The sequence below is a fragment of the Sphingobium anseongense genome, assembly GCF_037725245.1.
Taxonomy (GTDB): domain Bacteria; phylum Pseudomonadota; class Alphaproteobacteria; order Sphingomonadales; family Sphingomonadaceae; genus Sphingobium.
The window spans coordinates 61,019-80,182 of record NZ_JBBJUL010000005.1; the positions used below are offsets into that span (position 1 = coordinate 61,019).

General features: G+C 64.5%; 19 protein-coding genes and 1 riboswitch. Of the genes, 11 read left to right on the forward strand and 8 right to left on the reverse strand.

Annotation, left to right across the window (positions count from 1 at the left end; all coding sequences use genetic code 11):
• Window positions 1-162: 162 nt before the first annotated feature.
• The 3 genes from WG908_RS08380 to WG908_RS08390 all read left to right on the forward strand — a co-directional run bounded on the left by WG908_RS08380 (window position 163) and on the right by WG908_RS08390 (window position 1,430).
• Window positions 163-699, forward strand: coding sequence for a peroxiredoxin (locus WG908_RS08380; RefSeq protein ID WP_340186126.1), 537 nt, complete (start codon window positions 163-165; stop codon window positions 697-699).
• 213 nt (window positions 700-912) lie between these two features.
• Window positions 913-1,167 (forward strand): type II toxin-antitoxin system Phd/YefM family antitoxin, encoded by a 255-nt coding sequence (locus WG908_RS08385; protein WP_340186127.1) that lies wholly within the window; start codon window positions 913-915, stop codon window positions 1,165-1,167.
• Entirely contained in the window at window positions 1,164-1,430 is a 267-nt protein-coding gene (locus WG908_RS08390) for a Txe/YoeB family addiction module toxin (RefSeq protein WP_340186128.1), read from the forward strand. Before WG908_RS08385 ends, WG908_RS08390 begins: the two co-directional genes overlap by 4 nt.
• Before the next feature lie 61 nt (window positions 1,431-1,491).
• Here the strand turns inward: WG908_RS08390 and WG908_RS08395 are convergent, their stop codons facing one another.
• The 3 genes from WG908_RS08395 to thiC form a co-directional block, all read right to left on the reverse strand.
• The gene (locus WG908_RS08395) at window positions 1,492-2,535 is read right to left on the reverse strand and encodes an NUDIX hydrolase (RefSeq protein ID WP_340186129.1); all 1,044 of its coding nucleotides are present in this window, start codon (window positions 2,533-2,535) and stop codon (window positions 1,492-1,494) included.
• Between the two features lie 577 nt (window positions 2,536-3,112).
• On the reverse strand, window positions 3,113-3,163 hold the full coding sequence (locus WG908_RS08400; protein WP_340186368.1) for a hypothetical protein: 51 nt from the start codon (window positions 3,161-3,163) through the stop codon (window positions 3,113-3,115).
• A 377-nt stretch (window positions 3,164-3,540) separates the two neighbouring features.
• The gene (thiC, locus tag WG908_RS08405) at window positions 3,541-5,436 is read right to left on the reverse strand and encodes a phosphomethylpyrimidine synthase ThiC (protein WP_340186130.1); all 1,896 of its coding nucleotides are present in this window, start codon (window positions 5,434-5,436) and stop codon (window positions 3,541-3,543) included.
• Window positions 5,437-5,479: 43 nt separating this feature from the next.
• Window positions 5,480-5,590, reverse strand: a riboswitch (TPP riboswitch).
• 36 nt (window positions 5,591-5,626) lie between these two features.
• On the opposite strand from thiC, the gene WG908_RS08410 reads away from it, so the two are divergent.
• The gene (locus WG908_RS08410; RefSeq protein ID WP_340186131.1) at window positions 5,627-5,893 is read left to right on the forward strand and encodes a hypothetical protein; all 267 of its coding nucleotides are present in this window, start codon (window positions 5,627-5,629) and stop codon (window positions 5,891-5,893) included.
• A gap of 32 nt (window positions 5,894-5,925) precedes the next feature.
• Here WG908_RS08410 and WG908_RS08415 read toward each other — a convergent pair whose 3' ends face one another.
• Window positions 5,926-6,798: an LOG family protein gene (locus WG908_RS08415; RefSeq protein ID WP_340186369.1), complete on the reverse strand. Its 873-nt coding sequence runs from the start codon at window positions 6,796-6,798 to the stop codon at window positions 5,926-5,928.
• A 126-nt stretch (window positions 6,799-6,924) separates the two neighbouring features.
• Window positions 6,925-7,578, reverse strand: coding sequence for an extensin family protein (locus WG908_RS08420; protein WP_340186132.1), 654 nt, complete (start codon window positions 7,576-7,578; stop codon window positions 6,925-6,927).
• A 210-nt stretch (window positions 7,579-7,788) separates the two neighbouring features.
• Here WG908_RS08420 and WG908_RS08425 point away from each other — a divergent pair, with 210 nt between their 5' ends.
• The 5 genes from WG908_RS08425 (at window position 7,789) to WG908_RS08445 (ending at window position 13,587) form a co-directional block, all read left to right on the forward strand.
• Entirely contained in the window at window positions 7,789-8,952 is a 1,164-nt protein-coding gene (locus WG908_RS08425) for a phosphoserine transaminase (protein WP_340186133.1), read from the forward strand.
• A 124-nt stretch (window positions 8,953-9,076) separates the two neighbouring features.
• Window positions 9,077-10,657, forward strand: a complete 1,581-nt coding sequence (serA, locus tag WG908_RS08430) for a phosphoglycerate dehydrogenase (protein WP_340186134.1) — start codon at window positions 9,077-9,079, stop codon at window positions 10,655-10,657.
• A gap of 54 nt (window positions 10,658-10,711) precedes the next feature.
• Window positions 10,712-11,854 (forward strand): ATP phosphoribosyltransferase regulatory subunit, encoded by a 1,143-nt coding sequence (locus WG908_RS08435; RefSeq protein WP_340186135.1) that lies wholly within the window; start codon window positions 10,712-10,714, stop codon window positions 11,852-11,854.
• 132 nt (window positions 11,855-11,986) lie between these two features.
• Window positions 11,987-13,276 carry an adenylosuccinate synthase gene (locus WG908_RS08440; RefSeq protein WP_340186136.1) on the forward strand — a complete coding sequence of 430 codons (1,290 nt, stop codon included), beginning with the start codon at window positions 11,987-11,989 and terminating at the stop codon, window positions 13,274-13,276.
• 131 nt (window positions 13,277-13,407) lie between these two features.
• The gene (locus tag WG908_RS08445) at window positions 13,408-13,587 is read left to right on the forward strand and encodes a hypothetical protein (protein WP_340186137.1); all 180 of its coding nucleotides are present in this window, start codon (window positions 13,408-13,410) and stop codon (window positions 13,585-13,587) included.
• A gap of 59 nt (window positions 13,588-13,646) precedes the next feature.
• On the opposite strand, the gene WG908_RS08450 is transcribed toward WG908_RS08445, so the two are convergent.
• From WG908_RS08450 to pdxH, 3 genes are all read right to left on the reverse strand, one after another.
• Complete coding sequence (locus WG908_RS08450) at window positions 13,647-14,984, reverse strand: dicarboxylate/amino acid:cation symporter (protein WP_340186138.1); 1,338 nt, start codon at window positions 14,982-14,984, stop codon at window positions 13,647-13,649.
• Between the two features lie 70 nt (window positions 14,985-15,054).
• A complete protein-coding gene (locus WG908_RS08455) occupies window positions 15,055-16,383 on the reverse strand; it encodes a dicarboxylate/amino acid:cation symporter (RefSeq protein WP_340186139.1) in 1,329 nt (442 codons plus the stop codon).
• A gap of 155 nt (window positions 16,384-16,538) precedes the next feature.
• A complete protein-coding gene (gene pdxH, locus WG908_RS08460; protein WP_340186140.1) occupies window positions 16,539-17,114 on the reverse strand; it encodes a pyridoxamine 5'-phosphate oxidase in 576 nt (191 codons plus the stop codon).
• 131 nt (window positions 17,115-17,245) lie between these two features.
• Here pdxH and WG908_RS08465 point away from each other — a divergent pair, with 131 nt between their 5' ends.
• Window positions 17,246-18,187, forward strand: a complete 942-nt coding sequence (locus WG908_RS08465) for a DnaJ C-terminal domain-containing protein (protein WP_340186141.1) — start codon at window positions 17,246-17,248, stop codon at window positions 18,185-18,187.
• Between the two features lie 17 nt (window positions 18,188-18,204).
• On the forward strand, window positions 18,205-19,161 hold the full coding sequence (locus WG908_RS08470; protein WP_340186142.1) for a YihY/virulence factor BrkB family protein: 957 nt from the start codon (window positions 18,205-18,207) through the stop codon (window positions 19,159-19,161).
• Window positions 19,162-19,164 lie beyond the last annotated feature (3 nt).

The window sequence follows — 19,164 nt, forward strand, 5'->3', positions numbered from 1 at the left end:
CCCCCAAGAAATGGTTAACGAATGTCTTCGCCGCCCCCCTGTCGAAGCCGCCGCCATTGGGGTGGGGAAGAGGAACAAGGGACCGCGAGGATCGTTGACCCCGCCTTCGGCGCGGCGCAGTATCGGCCGCATCACTTCATCCAATTCGCGGGAGGCCCTGCCATGATCGGTCGCAACGTTCCGGACGTTACCCTCAAGACGCGCGTGCGCGACGAAAGCATCGAGGGCCCCAACCCGTTCCGCTGGGAAGATGTGCAGACCGGCGCGCTGTTCGCGGGCAAGCGGATCGTCGTCTTCTCCCTGCCGGGCGCGTTCACGCCGACCTGTTCGAACGAGCAATGCCCGGCATTCGAACGCTATTATGACGACATGAAGGCCAAGGGCGTCGACGAGGTCTATTGCCTGTCGGTCAATGACGCATTCGTCATGTATCAGTGGGGCAAGCAGCTGGGCCTCAAGAAGGTCAAGCTGCTGCCCGACGGGTCGGGCGACTTCACCCGGCGGATGGGGATGCTGATCCGCAAGGACCATGTCGGTTTCGGCGAGCGCAGCTGGCGCTACGCCATGGTGGTGGATGACGGCAAGATCGTCGCGTGGCGCGAGGAGCCGGGCATCAATGACGAGGGGCTGGACGACGACCCCTATGGCGAGAGCAGCCCCGACAATGTGCTGGAATGGCTGGAGGCGCACCCGCGCTGAGTCGGGGATGTCGGGCCGACCGGGGCCTTAACTTCGCACTTTTCCCGCTCGACGGGATATTGTGTTGCGCGGCGCCGATCCTATCGGTCGCCGGTCGCGGGGGTGTGGCATGACGATGCGAAAGAACCGAGCGGATCATAGCGCGACGCGGGTTTGTAGGACAGCGCCGATAGCCGGGTTGACTTTTGTACGCTATTTTGTACAATCATATCCATGGAAACGCTGACCATCTCCGACACGCGCGCTAATCTCAAGGCCGTGCTCGATCGCGTCGTCGCCGACAAGGCGCCGGTCGCTATCGTTCGCTCCAAGGGAGAAGGGGTAGTGATGATTGCGCAAAGCGAGTGGGAGTCGATCGAGGAAACGCTCTATCTGCTCCAGTCGCCCGCCAATGCGAAGCGGTTGCTGGAAGCGGTGCGCGGGCTGGAAGCGGGCCAGGGTGAAGACCATGCGCTGATCGAGCGGTGAAGATCAGCTTTTGGCCTACCGCTTGGGATGACTATCTCTACTGGCAGGCCGAGGATGAAAAGACGCTCGCTCGGCTGAACGCTTTGCTCAAAGAATGTATGCGCGACCCATTTCGCGGCACTGGCAAACCCGAGCCGCTTGGCGGCAATTTGGCGGGGTGGTGGTCGCGGCGGATTACTCGCGAGCATCGGCTGGTCTATCGGGTCGGCGGAAAGGGCGACGGCCAAACGCTGGAAGTGGCGCAGTGCCGCTATCATTATTGATCAGCGCTTGTCGTCGGGACAGGGCCAGAGACTTCTTTGGAACATGGCTGTAAACTCAACGCTAAAGACAAAGCGTGTCTTTCAGATTCGGAAACTGGCGAAAGATTTTTCGCATCGCCAGAAGCGCGCCGGTTAAGGTGAACCCATCCGTAATCTCGTAATCGCGGCCATTGACCTCCAATTTCTCTCCGGGACCGGCCAGTATCGTTTTATAAAAGTCGGTCAATGGAACCCAATGCGAATCAATAACGGGTTCCTCGAACCGCTTGCCTTCAACTTCGCGAAACGTCCCCATGCCAAGGCAATAGGTCACACGCTCCACAAGCTTCCCATTGTCCGGCGTGGCACGACCAACCACGTCAATATCACCCGGATCACACCCCCAACCCGTCTCCTCACGCAACTCCCTAAGAAAGTCAGCACGCCTGTCTTCTTGCCGGTCCGAGTAGCCACGCGGTACTTCGAGCGACACGGTCTTGAGGAACGGCCGGATATGCTCTTCGAGTAATATGGCCTGCTGCCGCATATCGACTGCCATGCATACCACGCCCCAATCGGGATTGTTAATCGTGGCCCCGGCCGATGCTACGCAAAGCTGATCCCAGCGCTTCGGGTGATAGTTTCCGGGAGTTTGCAGGGCGTAATGGTGAACTGCTACCCTGTTGTATTTCCGCGCCTGTTTGCTGACAGATTCATCGAGCAGGTCGGGTCCACAGGTGCGAGACAGCCGAAAATCACCCGATCGTCGGGGAGCATGGAGGATTTGACCGGCGGTATCGTCGTCGGGAAAATCGATAAATAGCCGCTTGAAGTCCTGAGCGCGGCCGCCGGCAAATTTTTGCGCCACGTCATTTGCAATATTCGTAAGCGTGGAATCTTTGATATAAAAAGCATCAGCCCGTTGGTAGGCACGCTTAGCCGCTGCGGGGTCGTGCATATCCTTCACGTGAGCGATGAATGTTTCTACGATCCGGTCATAAGCATTTTTCCGGTTTGTGCAGTAGTCCTCAATGAAAGCTTTGATGGCTTGTTCGCATCGGACGCGACTGAGGGGCCAGGACAATTCCTGGGGAGCATTGCGCGGTGGCGGTTTAGCCTTTGTCAAGTCCGCAGATTCCTCTGAATAGAGAAATACTAAGACTCATCATACCCATAGGGAAGAGAGTATCAATGTATTTGTCGCTGAAGAGGCCAGTTCACGGCGCTCCAATCCTTGGCCAAGGAAACGTAAGATGGGAATTTTCGGAAAATCGTTCGAAAGCAAAAGCACCTCAAAAATTGAAGGCGGCGCCCGACGGAATACGACAAATTATAAAGATGGATCGTCCGAAGATCGCACTTATGATCGCAACGGGCGGTGCGTTTCGATAGAGACTCACGATCGCAAGGGAAATTCGGATAGCTATCGAGTCAACCACTCGATAGCTGGAGCGCACAAGGGCGCAAAAATCTGATGTTCGCCCCCCACGCCATCGTGGGGGGGCATTTCTTGTTATCAGATAAATTTCTTCGCCCTTCTCTTGAACACCTTGCTATCTCTTCCATGCCCCTGATCGCTGCCGCCTTGCTCGCGGCTGAGGGTTCCGCGCCAGCAGGCCAGGTGGCGATGAAGCCTTCGACGCCCTGATCTGCCCGGTGGAATCACCAAGGTGCAGGCGCGCCCCTGAGCAACCCCTCCGTGCTTAATCCTCATCACTCTCCGGCCAGTGGATGCCATAGCCGCCGCCCGCCAATTCCCATTGCGCGCGCTTCGGGTGTCGCTTCGGCCAATCGGGGATATCACGCCAGCGGCACCGAGATCGTGCGGCCGTCCATCAGGTCGGCGATCAGGCTGTCGTCGTCGCAGCGCACATCGGCGACGCGCTCGTCGATGATCCTAACCGAAATATTCATGCCATGCCGCCAGCAGCCGGCTGCGATGTTCCGCGACCATGGCGATTATGCCATTGACGTCTGACCGGCGGAAGCCGGTGTTCTTCGCCATGGCGACCGGATCGAGCTAAACCTTCATCGAGGCGGAAGACGGTTGACATATCGGAACTCCTATTGACCTCCGAAAGATGCCAACGTCATCCATGCGCTCTACGGGCGCTAGGAGCGCGGGCACCGCTCAATCCCGCTCCCGTCCCCCAGCCCCCATATACAGTTCCGACCCCTTCTCCTTGAACATGGCGCTCATCTCTTCCATGCCCTTGATCGCGGCCGCCTTGCTGGCGGCGGCGGTTTCCGCGCCTGTCGGGCCGGTGGCGATGAAGCCTTCGACACCCTGATTCTGCTTGGAGGCGAAGTCGCGGACTTCCTGGCTGATCTGCATCGAGCAGAATTTGGGGCCGCACATCGAGCAGAAATGGGCGGTCTTGGCGCCTTCGGCCGGGAGCGTCTGGTCGTGATATTCCTCGGCCGTGTCCGGGTCGAGCGACAGGTTGAACTGGTCGCGCCAGCGGAATTCGAAGCGGGCCTTTGACAGGGCGTTGTCGCGGACCTGGGCTGCGGGGTGGCCCTTTGCCAGGTCGGCGGCGTGGGCGGCGAGCTTGTAGGTGACGACGCCGACCTTCACATCGTCGCGGTCGGGCAGGCCCAGATGCTCCTTGGGCGTCACGTAACACAGCATCGCCGTACCGTACCAGCCGATCATCGCCGCGCCGATGCCGCTGGTGATATGATCGTATCCCGGCGCGATGTCGGTGGTGAGCGGCCCCAATGTATAGAAGGGGGCTTCGCCGCACACTTCGAGCTGCTTGTCCATATTCTCCTTGATCTTGTGCATCGGCACGTGCCCTGGGCCTTCGATCATCACCTGAACGTCGCTCTTCCACGCGCGATGGGTGAGTTCGCCCAGCGTATAGAGTTCGGAAAACTGCGCTTCGTCATTGGCGTCGGCGATGCTGCCGGGGCGCAGGCCGTCGCCCAGGCTGTAGGCGATGTCATAGGCCTTCATGATGTCGGTAATCTCGTCGAAATGTTCGTAGAGGAAGCTTTCCTTGTGGTGGGCAAGGCACCATTTCGCCATGATCGATCCGCCGCGCGACACGATGCCGGTGACGCGCTTTGCCGCCATCGGGATATAGGCGAGGCGCACGCCCGCATGGATGGTGAAATAGTCGACGCCCTGTTCGGCCTGTTCGATCAGCGTGTCGCGGAAAATGTCCCACGTCAGGTCCTCGGCCACGCCGCCGACCTTTTCGAGCGCCTGATAGATGGGCACGGTGCCGATCGGCACCGGCGAGTTGCGCAGGATCCATTCGCGGGTGTCGTGGATGTTGCGGCCGGTGGACAGGTCCATCACCGTGTCGGCGCCCCAGCGGATCGACCACACCATCTTGTCGACTTCGTTCGCCACGTCGGAGGCGACGGCGCTGTTGCCGATATTGGCGTTGATCTTGACCAGGAAATTGCGGCCGATCGCCATCGGTTCGGATTCGGGGTGGTTGATGTTGCTGGGGATGATCGCGCGGCCGCGCGCCACTTCATCGCGGACGAATTCGGGGGTGACATAATCGGGGATCGACGCGCCGAAGCTGTTGCCGTCGCGCTTATATTCGGCAAGGCGCGCACGGCCGAGATTTTCGCGCTCCGCGACATATTCCATTTCGGGCGTGACGATGCCGCGGCGGGCATAGTGCATCTGGCTGACGTTCATGCCCGCTTTGGCGCGCAGCGGCTGGCGGACGGCGTTGGGGAATTGCGCGACGCCCCCGGAACGGTCCGGCCCCTTGAGGCCGTTATCTTCGGGCTTCAATTCGCGCGCGTCATAGGATTCGACATCGCCCCTCGCCATGATCCAGTCGCGCCGCAGTTGCGGCAGGCCGGCCATAATGTCGATCCGCACGTCGGGATCGCTATAGGGACCGGAGGTGTCATAGACCCGCACCGGGGGTTCGCCGCTGCTGGGTTCGAGATGGATCTCGCGCATCGCGACCCTGAGCGGGCCGACATGCACCTTCTTCGACCCGCGAATGGGGCCTGTGGTCACGCGCATCTCGGTGCGGGCGGGGACGTCTGCCATGAAATTCTCTCCTTATGGCATGGGGAGAGACGAGCGCGCGGTGTGACGGCGCGCGGACCCTCCCTACGCCGGTGTCAGCCGGATCAGGTTCAGCGGGTCGCGGCCACGTCAGCCGCCTCTCAACCGCCTGTGGACGGTCCCCCGGGGATGCTGGACAGAATAGGGACGGCGCGGCACAAGGTCCAGCATTATGTCCCGCCCCCCCGATCTGTCGACCAAGGCCGGCCGCAAGGCGTGGACCCACGAGATGCGGATGGTGGCGGTGCGGCCGCGACGGTGGGGGCTGTGGCTGCTGACGGCGGGCGTGCTGCTGATGCTGGCGCCGGGCGCGTTGGGGGTGCACGACCTGTGGGGCTGGTCGCCGCGCTTCCTGGGACTGGTGCTGGCCGCGCCGGCGGTGCCGCTGCTGGCGTTGAGCGTGGTGTTGAAGCGGCGCTATCGCAGGGACAGGATGTAGTTTTTGACGCCTTGCGTCGGTGCGGCCTACATCTAACAGCCCGGCACGTCGTCGCCGTAGAAGGCCTGCACCGCGTCCCAGCCTTCCTGCGCGGTTTCGACCCAGGTCATCAGGTTGAGATCGGCAGGGGAGATCACGCCTTCGTCGGCGAGCGCGTCGAAATCGATGATGCGGGTCCAGAAGTCGCGGCCGAACAGCAGGATCGGGATCGGCTTCATCTTGCCGGTCTGGACGAGCGTGAGCAGTTCGAAAAATTCGTCGAACGTGCCGAAACCGCCGGGAAAGACGGCCAGCGCGCGGGCGCGGAGCAGGAAGTGCATCTTGCGCAGCGCGAAATAGTGGAACTGGAAGCTCAATTCGGGGGTGACGAAGCGATTGGGCGCCTGTTCATGCGGCAGGACGATGTTCATGCCGATCGACTGCGCGCCCACATCCGCCGCGCCGCGATTGGCCGCTTCCATGATCGCGGGACCGCCGCCCGAGCAGACGACGAAATGGCGGCAGCCTTCGTCGGTCATCGGATAGGCGGCGGCGATCGCTGCGAGCTTGCGCGCTTCGTCATAATAGCGCGCTTTCTTAGCGAGGTTTTCCGCGATGCGGCGCTGGTCGTCGGTGGTGGCGGCGTCGATCAGCGCCTGTGCCTGGTCGGGCGCGGGGATGCGGGCGGAGCCATAGAAGACGAAGGTCGATTCGATGCCCGCTTCGTCCATCAGCAGTTGCGGCTTCAACAGTTCGAGCTGAAAGCGGACCGGGCGCAGATCCTCGCGCAGCAGGAATTCGGTGTCCTGGAAGGCAAGGCGATAGGCGGTGCTGGTGGTTTGCGGGGTGCCGGCGGCGTTTTTCGCGTCGGCGGCTTCCTGCCGGGCGGGGCGGAACTTGCGTTCCTCGATTTCCTTGTTGGTCATGTCCGGGACGTAGAGACGGGCGGCGGCTTTGCCAAGCATGACCCGTCGCGCGGCGCGCCTGGCCGCCTGCCCCCTCCACCACTGGCTTTGCCAGCGGTCCCCCTCCCCGTGCCGGGGAGGATCAAGTCAGCGGCAAAAGCCGCCGCGGCCGCCCATGTCGAAATGGAGATGGTCCTGGTGCGCGGCGTTATAGTCGGGGCCAAGCACGGTGCGGAAACGCTTGCACGCGCTGGCGTGGACGGCGGCGAGGAACTGGCGCGCGCGGCGGTCCCCGCGCCAGCCGTCCTTGACGGTGATGCGGCGACCATCGGCCATGACGAAGGCGGCGACATCGACGGCGTTGCTGTGCGCATGTTCGGACAGCTTGCCGCTGCCCGCGATCGGGCGGCAATTATAGGTGCCGAAGGTTTCGATCCGTTCGATCTCCGTGCCCAGCAGCAGCCGCGCGGCGGGCTGAACGCCGTAGTGGGTCCAGGCGGCGAAATTGGCGGCGAGCGGGCATGTCATCGCGCCGAGATTGGTCGCGGCAACGCCGATGTCGAGCAGCTTCACGCTGCCAAGGGCGCTGCACCCGCCGCCAAAGCTGCGGTCGGGAAGCGGAGAAAAGCTGACGGCCTGGCTCGTGAGCCTGGCGTGGCACTGGCGCAGGTCGGGGGTGGCCGGCGCGACGCGCGGCGCCATGGCGGCCTTGACATGACCGCGCGGCACGATGTCGCTCGACGCGCAACCTGCCAGCGCCATCGCGCCCGCCAGCAGCGCCGCCAGCCCCGCCCGATTCATGCCCTCTACCCGCTCAGTCCGACGATGATGCATGAGGCGGTGTTTACCATGGCGATTCTTGACGAAGCGTAACCCTGTCATTCGTCCCGTCGCGTTTCGCGCACCGGTTTGCGGCAGGACGGGCTTGACTGCCGCGCTTTTGCCTGTAGGGCGTCCGGCGGGCCACGCGGTCCCAACGCCGCGCGTGCTCTCTGCAAGGAGACGCATAACATGACTGAACTGACCACCGCCGACGCCACCCTTGCGTCCGCCGCAAAGCCCGCAACCTTGCCGGCTCGCCCCTTTTTCTCTTCGGGTCCCTGCGCCAAGCCGCCGGGCTGGAGCGCCGACAGGCTTGGCGTCGATTCGCTCGGCCGCTCGCATCGCAGCAAGATCGGCAAGACTCGCCTGGCCTACAGCATCGACCTGATGCGCGAACTGCTGAACCTGCCCGACACCCACCGCATCGGCATCGTGCCGGGGTCCGACACCGGCGCGTTCGAAATGGCGATGTGGACGATGCTGGGCGCCCGCCCGGTGACGACGCTCGCCTGGGAAAGCTTCGGCGAGGGCTGGGTGACCGACGCCGCCAAGCAGCTGAAGCTCGACCCCACCGTCATCAAGGCCGATTATGGCCAGCTGCCCGACCTTTCGACGGTCGATTTCAGCCATGACGTGCTGTTCGCCTGGAACGGCACCACCAGCGGCGTGCGCGTGCCGAACGCGGACTGGATTCCGGCGGATCGTGAGGGCCTCACCTTCGCCGACGCGACCAGCGCGGTGTTCGCCTATCCGATCGACTGGGCCAAGATCGACGTCGCCACCTTTTCCTGGCAGAAGGTGCTGGGCGGCGAAGGCGGCCACGGCGTTCTGATCCTTGGCCCGCGCGCGGTCGAGCGGCTGGAAAGCTACACCCCCGCCTGGCCGCTGCCCAAGGTCTTCCGCCTCGTGTCCAAGGGCAAGCTGGCCGAAGGCGTGTTCAAGGGCGAGACGATCAACACCCCGTCGATGCTGGCGGTCGAGGATGCGATCTTTGCGCTGGAATGGGCCAAGTCGATCGGCGGCGCGGCAGGCCTGATCGCGCGCAGCGACGCCAATGCCGCTGCGCTCGACGCGATCGTGGCGCAGCGCGACTGGCTGGGTCACCTGGCCGCCGACCCGGCGAGCCGCTCGAAGACCAGCGTGTGCCTGACCGTCGAGGGCGCGGACGAAGCCTTCATCAAGAGCTTCGCCGGGCTGCTGGAAAAGGAAGGCGCTGCGCTCGACATCGCCGGATATCGCGATGCCCCGCCGGGCCTGCGCATCTGGTGCGGTGCGACCGTCGATACGGCCGACATCGAAGCGCTGGGACCGTGGCTCGACTGGGCCTATGCCCAGACCAGGGCTGCCGTTTAACTCCTCTTCCCTACCAAATCACGTCATCCCAGCGAAGGCTGGGATCTCAGGCCTCCAGGTCCGACATGCCTCCTGAGATCCTGACCTTCGTCAGGATGACGAATTGCAAGAAAGGCAATTCGTCATGCCCAAAGTCCTTATTTCCGACCAGATGGACCCCCGCGCCGCCGCGATCTTCCGGGAACGCGGCGTCGAAGTCGATGTCATCACCGGCAAGACCCCCGAAGAATTGAAGGCGATCATCGGCCAGTATGACGGCCTCGCCATCCGATCGTCGACCAAGGTGACCAAGGAAATCCTGGACGCCGCGACCAATTTGAAGGTCATCGGCCGCGCCGGCATCGGCGTCGACAATGTCGACATCCCCTATGCCAGCGCCAAGGGCGTGATCGTCATGAACACCCCGTTCGGCAATTCGATCACCACCGCCGAACATGCCATCGCGCTGATGTTCGCGCTCGCGCGCCAGTTGCCCGAGGCCGACGCTTCGACGCAGCAGGGCAAGTGGGAAAAGAACCGCTTCATGGGCGTGGAAGTCACGCACAAGACGCTGGGCCTGATCGGCGCGGGGAATATCGGGTCGATCGTCGCCGACCGCGCCATCGGCCTCAAGATGAAGGTCATCGCTTTCGATCCCTTCCTGACGCCGGAACGCGCGGTGGAAATGGGCGTGGAGAAGGTGTCGCTCGACGACCTGCTCGCCCGCGCCGACTTCATCACGCTGCACACGCCGCTGACCGACCAGACGCGCAACATCCTGAGCAAGGAAAATCTGGCCAAGACCAAGAAGGGCGTGCGCATCGTCAATTGCGCGCGCGGCGGCCTGATCGACGAAGCGGCGCTGAAGGAAGGGCTGGATTCGGGCCATATCGCGGGCGCGGCGCTGGACGTGTTCGTGACCGAGCCGGCGAAGGAAAGCCCGCTGTTCGGCACCCCCAACTTCATTTCCACGCCGCACCTGGGCGCGTCGACCGACGAGGCGCAGGTCAATGTGGCGTTGCAGGTGGCCGAGCAGCTTTCCGACTATCTGCTGGACGGCGGCATAACCAATGCGCTGAATGTGCCGAGCCTGTCGGCCGAGGAAGCGCCCAAGCTGCGCCCCTATATGGCGCTGGCCGAGCGGCTGGGCTCGCTGGTCGGGCAGCTTGAGGGCGACGCCATCACCGGCGTTGCCGTCGAAGTGGAGGGCCATGCCGCCGAACTCAACCAGAAACCGATCACCGCGGCGGTGCTTTCGGGCCTGATGCGGGTCTATTCGGACACGGTCAACATGGTCAACGCGCCGTTCCTGGCCAAGGAGCGCGGGCTGGACGTGCGCGAAGTGCGGCATGACCGCGAAGGCGACTATCAGACGCTGGTGCGCGTCACCGTCACCACCGAAAAGGGCGACCGGTCGGTCGCGGGCACGCTGTTCGGCCACGCCGCCCCTCGACTGGTCGAGCTGTTCGGCATCAAGGTCGAGGCGGACCTTGCCGGCACGATGCTGTATATCGTCAACCAGGACGCGCCGGGCTTCATCGGCCGGCTGGGGTCGAAGCTGGGCGAAGCGGAGATCAATATCGGCACATTCCACCTGGGCCGGCGCAACCAGGGCGGCGAAGCGGTGCTGCTGCTGTCGGTCGACGGCACGGTTACCGAACCGTTGCTGTGGGACATCTGCCAGCTGGCGGGGGTGAACAAGGTCAAGCTGCTGCGCTTTGCGTGAGACGGCGGCAGGGCTGGTCTTCCGCGCATAATCCGCTAAAGGCCAGCCCTAGCCATGACCATAAGCAAGCCCCCCATTCCCCCCGGCCTCCTGCCAGAAGGCCTGTCCGACCGGCTGCCGCCGCAGGCCGAAGCGTCGGCGCGGCTGGCGCGGCGCGTGCTCGATACGGTGGCGAGCCATGGCTATGAGCGGGTCATGCCCCCGCTCGCGGAATTTGAGGATACGCTGACCCACAGGCTCAAGTCCGCGCGGGCGCAGGACCTGTTGCGGGTGGTCGATCCGGTATCGCAGCGCAGCCTGGCGCTGCGCCCCGACATGACCGCCCAGGTCGGGCGAATCGCATCGACGCGGCTTGCGAGCGCGGCGCGGCCGTTGCGGCTGTCCTATAGCGGCCCGGTGATCCGGCTGCGCGCCAACCAGTTGCGGCCCGAGCGCGAGCGGTTGCAGGTGGGCGCCGAGCTGATCGGCACGGACAGCGTCGCCGCCGCGGTCGAGATCGTCAACGTCGCGATCGAGGCGCTGCAGGCCGCGGGTGTCACCGGCATCACCATCGATTTCACCCTGCCCGACCTGATCGACACGCTGGCCGCCGGGCCGCTGCCGCTGGCAGCCGAGGATATCGAGCGGGTGCGCGCCGGGCTGGACGCCAAGGATGCGGGCGCGCTGGCACGGCTTGGGGCGAAGGCAGCCGCCTATCTGCCGCTGATCGAGGCGGCGGGGCCGTTTCATGCGGCGATGGAGCGCCTGGAAGCGTCGAGCGCCGCGCTGGGCGGGGCGATCGACAGCCGGATCGCGGGGCTGCGCGCCATCGCCAAGCCGATCGGCTGGGACATCACCCTGACGCTCGACCCGACCGAACGGCACGGATTTGAATATCAGAACTGGTTCGGCTTTTCGATCTTTGCGGATGGCTTTGTCGGCGAGATCGGCCGGGGCGGCAGCTATGCCATCGTGCGCGCCGACGGCGGCGAGGAAGCGGCGATGGGCTTTTCGCTCTATCCCGATCCGCTGATCGACGCCGGGTTCGGCCATGAAGCGCCGCGCCGGCTGTTCCTGCCCGTGGGCCATGACGCCGCGCGCGCCGCGGCCTTGCGGATGGAAGGCTGGCGGACCGTGGCGGCGCTATCGCACGCCGATGACGGCGCGACCTTGCGCTGTTCGCACTGGCTCGACGGGGCGGAGCCGCGCGCCTTCTGACTTGACTTGAGGCCCCACGCGGCGCTAACCGCCGCCGCGCACAGGGCGCGCGCGCCCACAACGTTCCAGTCCGGTTGCCGAGTCCTGTCGAAGGGCGACCTGGGCTCGCCCGGCAGGTGGAGACCTGTATCCATGGCCAATGTCACCGTGATCGGCGCCCAGTGGGGCGACGAAGGCAAGGGCAAGATCGTCGACTGGCTGTCGGAACGCGCCGATGTTGTCGCGCGCTTTCAGGGCGGGCATAATGCCGGGCACACGCTGGTCGTCGGCGAAAAGGTCTACAAGCTGTCGCTGCTGCCGTCGGGCATCGTGCGCGGCACTCTCAGCGTGATCGGCAACGGCGTGGTGCTCGATCCGTGGCATTTCAAGGAGGAGGTCGCCAAGCTGCGGGGCCAGGGGGTCGAGATCAACCCCGACAATCTCCAGATCGCCGAAACCTGCCCGCTGATCCTGCCCTTCCACCGCGACCTCGACGGCCTGCGCGAGGATGCGAGCGGCGCGGGCAAGATCGGCACCACCCGGCGCGGCATCGGCCCCGCCTATGAGGACAAGGTCGGCCGCCGCGCGATCCGGGTGTGCGACCTTGCCCATCTCGACGATTTGGGACCGCAGCTCGACCGCCTTACCGCGCATCACGACGCCCTGCGCGCGGGGTTCCGCGAACCGCCGATCGACCGCGCCGCGCTGATGGCGGAACTCACCGAAATCGCCGATTTCATCCTGCCCTTCGTCAAGCCCGTCTGGCTGACGCTCAACCGCGCCAAGGCGGACGGCAAGCGCATCCTGTTCGAAGGCGCGCAGGGCACGCTGCTCGACATCGACCATGGCACCTATCCCTTCGTCACATCGTCCAACACGGTTGCGGGCACGGCGGCGAGCGGCACCGGGCTTGGCCCCTCGGGCGCGGGCTTCGTGCTCGCCATCGTCAAGGCCTACACCACCCGTGTCGGCTCCGGCCCTTTCCCCACCGAACTGGAGGATGAGACCGGCCAGCGGCTGGGCGAGCGGGGCCATGAATTCGGCACCGTCACCGGGCGCAAGCGTCGCTGCGGCTGGTTCGACGCCGTGCTGGTGCGCCAGTCGGTCGCCGTGTCGGGCGTCACCGGCATCGCGCTGACCAAGCTCGACGTGCTCGACGGGTTCGAGACGCTGAAAATCTGCGTCGGCTATCGCATCGGCGCGCGCACCTACGACTATCTGCCCGCCCATGCGCAGGACCAGGCGAAGGCGGAGCCGATCTACGAGGATATCGAAGGCTGGCAGGACACGACGGCGGGCGCGCGCAGCTGGGCCGATCTCCCCGCGCAGGCGATCAAATATATCCGCCGCATCGAAGAGCTGATCGGCTGCCCGGTGACATTGGTGTCGACCAGCCCCGAGCGCGAGGATACGATCCTGGTCCGCGATCCCTTCGCGGATTGATTTTGTCGGGTTCAGGCATAGCCTGAACCGTTCCGCACCGGCCCGCTCCCCCACCCGGCCTCCCACAGTATATTCTGATTGGGAGGCCGGGTGGGGGAGCGGGCCGGTGCGGACTTGCCAAAGGACAGCATATGGCGGAGCGCTTCGAACGGCACAAGCAGCCCTGGACCCAGGACGAAATCCAGAAGCTGCATACGCTGGCGAAAAAGGGCATGGGCCTCAAGGCCATCGCCAAGGCGCTGACCCGCACCGAGGAATCGACCAAGGCGCGCGCCAAGGAAGACGGGCTGAATATCGCCAAGCTCAGATAAAGCGTTTTCAAAGCAGGTGGAATCATCTGCTGACTGGGAAAACGCGCAAAATCAAAAACCTAGAGCAGCCGGTCCGGTGCAGTAGGGTCGAACTCGCCAGCGGGCACCGGCGGTTCCTTTTCACCGGCGGCAATCACCGTCGCCGCCACCAGGTCGCCAGTCACGTTGAGCGCCGTGCGGCACATGTCGAGGAAACGGTCGACGCCCAGCACCAGCCCGATGCCTTCGGGCGGCACGCCCACCATGCCCAGGATCAGGGCGACCACCGGCAACGATCCCGCCGGCACCCCCGCCGTGCCGATGCCGCCCAATATGCACACCAGCATCACCATGAACTGCTGGCTGAGCGTCAGGTCGACGCCAAAGAACTGCGCTAGGAACAGCACGGTGATGCCCTCGAACATCGCGGTGCCGTTCTGGTTGGCGGTCGCGCCGATGGTCAGCACGAAGCGGGCGATGCGGCGCGGCAGGTGCAGATTATCCTCCGCCACCCGGATCGCGGTGGGCAGCGTCGCGTTGGACGATGCGGTGGAGAAGGCCATCAGCATCGCTTCGTGCGCGGCACCGAACCAGCGCAGCGGCGAGCGTCGCGCCAGAAAGGCGAGCAGCAACGGATAGATCCCGAACATCTGGATGGCGAGCGCGAGCAACACCACGCCGACATAGGCCGAAAGGCGGATCAGCAATTCCCAGCCGAACTGCGCAGCAAGGTTGAACATGAAGCAGGCGATGGCGATCGGGGCGAGGCGGATGACGAGGCCGATAAGGCGCATCGACACTTCGAACAGCCCTTCCATCGCATGCAGCAGCACCATGGAGTGCGGCGTCCGCACCAGCATCAGGCCGATGCCGAACACCAGCGCGAAGAACATCACCGCCAAGATGTCGTTGTCGGCCATCGCCGCGATCACATTGTCGGGCACGATCGCCAGCACCGCCTGGATCCCGTTGGGCGCATCGGCGCCGCGCGACAGGATCGCCTGCGCCCCCGCCCCCGCATCGGCCAGCATCGCGCGCGCCTGGGCCGGATCGACGCCGTCGCCGGGCCGCAGCAGATTGACGACGGCCAGGCTGATGATGACGCCGATGGTCGAAACGATCAGCGTATAGACGAGCGTGCGCAGCCCCACGCGCCTGAGCGCGCTCAATTCGCCCATCTCGGCAATGCCCACGATCAGCGCCGACACCAGCAGCGGAATGATCAGCATGAACAGCAGGCGCAGGAAGACCTGCCCGATGGGACCGGTGACATAGCTGGTCACGCCGTCGACCCAGGGTGCGCCGGGCGCGGCCAGATAGGCGGCCAGGCCCAGCGACAGGCCGATGACGAATCCCGCCAGCATCTGCCACTGGAGCGAGAGGCCGCCGCCTGTCGTCGACGCTGTCGGCTCGGTCATCTGGCTCTCCCTGAAGCCCGCGCGTCCGGCAATGACTGACGGACCGGCGCAGGCGTTTCAGGTCAGGCTATCAGCTTGCGTCCTCGTCCACCATGTCCGATGCCAGTTCCAGCCCGGCGCGGCCATGCGCGGGCGTGCGCGACGGTGCCTTGGGATGGGGCACGTCGACCGGCTCCTCGACCTCCAGCATCCCTTCCCATTTGGTGATGACCGATGTGGCGATGGCGTTGCCGAGCACATTGGTGGCGGTGCGGCCCATGTCCATGAAATGATCGACCGCCAGGATGAAGGCGACCCCTTCGACCGGCAGGTCGAACTGGCCGAGCGTGGCGGCAACCACCACCAGAGACGCACGCGGCACGGCGGCGATGCCCTTGCTCGTCACCATCAGCACCAGCAATATGGTGATCTGGGTGGCGATCGGCAGGTCGATGCCATAGGCCTGGGCGATGAAGATGGTCGCGAAGGTCGAATACATCATCGACCCGTCGAGGTTGAAACTGTAGCCCAAAGGCAGCACGAAGCTGTAGATACGGCGCGGCACGCCGAACCGGTCGAGCTGTTCCAGCATCTTGGGGTATGCGGCTTCGGACGAGGCGGTGGAAAAGGCGATCAGGATCGGTTCGCGCACATAGCGGACCAGTTTGAACATGCGCCGCCCCAGGAACAGCGATCCGGCCGCGAACAGCAGCAGCCACAGCGCAGCGAGGGCGATGTAGAATTCGCCGATCAGTTCGCCGAAGGTCGCAAGCACGCCCAGCCCCTGCGTCGTCACCACCGAGGCGAGCGCGCCGAACACCGCGAAGGGCGCGACCCGCATCACATAGCCGGTCACCTGCAACATCAGTTCGACCATCGATTCGATGATCGTCACGATCGGCTTGCCCTTGTCGCCGATCGCGGTCAGCGCGACGCCCACGAACAGCGAGAAGACGACGATCTGAAGAATCGAATTTTCCGCCATCGCGCCCACCATCGATGTCGGGAACACGTGCAGGATGAAGTCGCGGAAATTGAGCGCTTCGGTATTCACGCCCGATTCCGCACCGTTGCGGACCAGGTTCAACCCTTCGCCGGGGGCAAAGAAATTGACGAAGATGAGGCCCAGGGTCAGCGAGATAAGGCTGGCGATAATGAACCAGGCGAGCGCCCGCCCGCCGATCCGCCCGAGCGCGGCGCTATCCCCCATATGGGCGATGCCCGCCACCAGCGTCGAAAACACGAGCGGCGCGATGATCATCTTGATGAGGTGAAGGAAGATGTCGGCGAGCAGGTGATAATAGCCCGCGACCTGCTTTGCGAGCGTCGCATCGCCCCCGGCCCAGAGGTTGGTTGCAAATCCGACGACCACCCCCAGGACCATGCCGATGAGGATGAAGGCGGTCAGTCTGTTACGCATCTAGTCCCCAAGCCCGGCGCACTTGTCGCCGCTTCCAACGCAGATATCCCGTCAGTCCGACCTAACAGGCACCCGTTGGTCCCGCAATGCGCGGCCCCGCCGGGTTCTGCCCCATAAAACGAACAAGCATTCCATATCCGCCCCGCAAAGCTGCATCATGGATAGAGCAGCCCTTCGTTCCAGCCCTCGCCCGCCCGCTCGAACAGGCGGCGTTCATGCAGACGATGGGCGCGATCCTGCCAGAATTCGATCCGGTCGGGCACGACGCGAAACCCCGACCAATGCTCCGGGCGAGGCACGTCGCCCCCTTCATAGCGCGCGTGCGCCGCTTCGTAGCGCGCCATGAAGATATCGCGCGAGGGCAAGGGGCGCGACTGGTCCGACGCGATCGCGCCAAGCTGGGAATCGCGCGACCGGCTGGCGAAATAGGCATCGGCCATGGCATCGTCGACCTGCACGACCGCGCCTTCGATACGGATCTGGCGTCGCGCCGATTTCCAGTGGAACAGCAACGCCGCACGGGGATTGTCGCGCAGATGCAGCGCCTTGCGGCTTTCGAGATTGGTGTAGAAGACAAATCCGTCCGGCCCATGCCCCTTGAGCAGCACCATCCTCGCCGACGGCTGGCCCGCGGCGTCGACTGTCGCGAGCGTCATCGCGTTGCTGTCGTTGATCTCGGTCTCGCGCGCTTGGGTGTACCATTCGTCGAACAGGGCAAAGGGATCGGTCATGCCGCAAGTGTATAGGCGCGCGCCGAACCCGCTGTCGATACGGCTATCCGCGCTTGAACGCAGCCCGTCCTTTCGCCACATAGGCGCATGACCAACGGCTTTCCCACGACACAAGAGACACAGAGCGCATAATGGCCGATCCCTATTCGACTTTGGGCGTGGCGCGCGGCGCGACCGAGGCGGAGATCAAGTCCGCCTATCGCAAGCTCGCCAAGGAACTGCATCCAGACAAGAATCAGGACAATCCCGACGCCGCCGGGAAATTTGCGGCCATCACCAACGCCTATGACCTGTTGTCCGACAAGGACAAGCGCGCCCGGTTCGACCGGGGCGAGATCGACGCCGACGGCAATCCGGCCGCGCCATTCGGTTTTGGCGGCAACGGCGGATTCCGGGGCAGGCCCGGCGGGCATCCGGGCGGCGGCGCGCCGGGCGGGTTCGAATTCAGCGAGGGCGGCGCGGATTTCGGCGATATCTTCGAAGGGCTGTTCGGCGGCGGACGGCGCGCAGGCGCGGGCATGGGCGGCGGTTTCGGTCGCGGCGCGCCACCGCAAAAGGGCGCGAACGTCGCCTACCGGCTGGCGGTGTCGTTCATCGACGCGGCGACGCGCGCGCCCCAGCGCATCACCTTGCAGGACGGCAAGACCATCGACCTGAAGCTGCCCGCAGGGGTGGAAACCGGCACGCAGATGCGCCTGGCGGGCAAGGGCCAGCCCGGCCCCGCCGGAGCGGGCGACGCGATCGTCACGATAGAGGTCGGCACGCACCCGTTTTTCCGGCGCGAGGGCGATAATATCCTGCTCGACCTGCCGATCACGCTCGACGAAGCGGTCAGGGGCGGCAAGGTCAAGGTGCCGACCGCCGACGGGCCGGTGATGCTGGGGGTGCCGGCGGGCGCCAGTTCGGGCAAGACGCTGCGGCTGCGCGAACGCGGCTTTGCCGGCAAGGACGGCAAGCGCGGCGACCAGCTGGTCACATTGATGATCGACGTGCCTGCAGCCGACCCCGCGATCAAGGCGCTGGTGGAAAATTGGCAGGATATGCGCAACGTGCGGGCCCATCTGGGCGTCTAGGGCGTTTGGAGGGACCTATGCCGGACTTGTCCCCCCTCACCCCCGAATCGCGGCGCAAGCGCATCGCCAACCATACCCGTGCGCACTGGAACCGGCACATGGCCCGGGTGCGCCCCGGATCCTACAGTTTCGAGATTTTGAAGCGGGTCGCGGTCGGAACGTATAGCGACGGGTTCATCCACGCCGGCAACCTTGCCTATCTGTCGTTGATGACGCTGTTTCCCTTCTTCATCGTGGCGGCCGCCGTCGCCAGCATTTTCGGACGGACACAGGATGGGCTGGCGGCGGTCGAAGCCTTTCTGATCACCGTTCCGCCAAGCGTCGCCGAAGTGGTTCGCAAACCGATCATCGACGTGCTGGGCGCGCGCACCGGCCCGCTGCTGTGGTTGGGCGGGCTGGTGGGGCTGTGGACCGTGGGCAGCCTGATCGAAACGATTCGCGACATATTGCGCCGCGCCTATGGCACCAAGAGCACCAGATCCTTCCTGCATTACCGGCTCAGTTCGATCGGCATTACGCTGGTCAGCGTGCTGGCGGTGATGTTCGCCTTTTCCTTGCAGGTGGTGATCACCGGCATCGACCAGTTCCTGCACCAGATCCTGCCCTTCGCCGACGACGCCATCACGCTGGTCGCGTCGCTCAAGCTGGTGCCGATGGCGATATTGTGCGTGGCGCTCTACTATCTCTATTTCTCGCTGACGCCGTCCGCTTACAAGGCGCCGCAATTTCCCAAATGGCCCGGCGCGATCGCGACGGCGCTGTGGTGGTATGCGTCCACCTTGCTGCTGCCGCCGACGCTGTCGCTGCTGGGCGGATATGACCTTACCTATGGCAGCCTCGCCGGGGTAATGATCGCGCTCATTTTTTTCTTTCTCGTTGGGCTTGGCGTGGTAATTGGCGCGGAACTCAATGCGGCGCTCGCGGAATTCCCGGCAGAGGGAACCGACGAGACCGTCGATGGACAAGGGAAATAGACG

Bases quoted from the DNA above. Each gene is read 5' to 3' on its own strand.
- thiC (WP_340186130.1), bottom strand. From the start codon at position 5,436: ATGGCAGACGTCCCCGCCCGCACCGAGATGCGCGTGACCACAGGCCCC.
- WG908_RS08450 (WP_340186138.1), bottom strand. From the start codon at position 14,984: ATGACCGAGCCGACAGCGTCGACGACAGGCGGCGGCCTCTCGCTCCAG.
- WG908_RS08385 (WP_340186127.1), top strand. From the start codon at position 913: ATGGAAACGCTGACCATCTCCGACACGCGCGCTAATCTCAAGGCCGTG.
- serA (WP_340186134.1), top strand. From the start codon at position 9,077: ATGCCCAAAGTCCTTATTTCCGACCAGATGGACCCCCGCGCCGCCGCG.
- WG908_RS08455 (WP_340186139.1), bottom strand. From the start codon at position 16,383: ATGCGTAACAGACTGACCGCCTTCATCCTCATCGGCATGGTCCTGGGG.
- WG908_RS08470 (WP_340186142.1), top strand. From the start codon at position 18,205: ATGCCGGACTTGTCCCCCCTCACCCCCGAATCGCGGCGCAAGCGCATC.
- WG908_RS08415 (WP_340186369.1), bottom strand. From the start codon at position 6,798: ATGACCAACAAGGAAATCGAGGAACGCAAGTTCCGCCCCGCCCGGCAG.
- WG908_RS08410 (WP_340186131.1), top strand. From the start codon at position 5,627: ATGTCCCGCCCCCCCGATCTGTCGACCAAGGCCGGCCGCAAGGCGTGG.
- WG908_RS08465 (WP_340186141.1), top strand. From the start codon at position 17,246: ATGGCCGATCCCTATTCGACTTTGGGCGTGGCGCGCGGCGCGACCGAG.
- WG908_RS08380 (WP_340186126.1), top strand. From the start codon at position 163: ATGATCGGTCGCAACGTTCCGGACGTTACCCTCAAGACGCGCGTGCGC.
- WG908_RS08425 (WP_340186133.1), top strand. From the start codon at position 7,789: ATGACTGAACTGACCACCGCCGACGCCACCCTTGCGTCCGCCGCAAAG.
- WG908_RS08420 (WP_340186132.1), bottom strand. From the start codon at position 7,578: ATGAATCGGGCGGGGCTGGCGGCGCTGCTGGCGGGCGCGATGGCGCTG.
- WG908_RS08440 (WP_340186136.1), top strand. From the start codon at position 11,987: ATGGCCAATGTCACCGTGATCGGCGCCCAGTGGGGCGACGAAGGCAAG.
- WG908_RS08435 (WP_340186135.1), top strand. From the start codon at position 10,712: ATGACCATAAGCAAGCCCCCCATTCCCCCCGGCCTCCTGCCAGAAGGC.
- pdxH (WP_340186140.1), bottom strand. From the start codon at position 17,114: ATGACCGATCCCTTTGCCCTGTTCGACGAATGGTACACCCAAGCGCGC.
- WG908_RS08445 (WP_340186137.1), top strand. From the start codon at position 13,408: ATGGCGGAGCGCTTCGAACGGCACAAGCAGCCCTGGACCCAGGACGAA.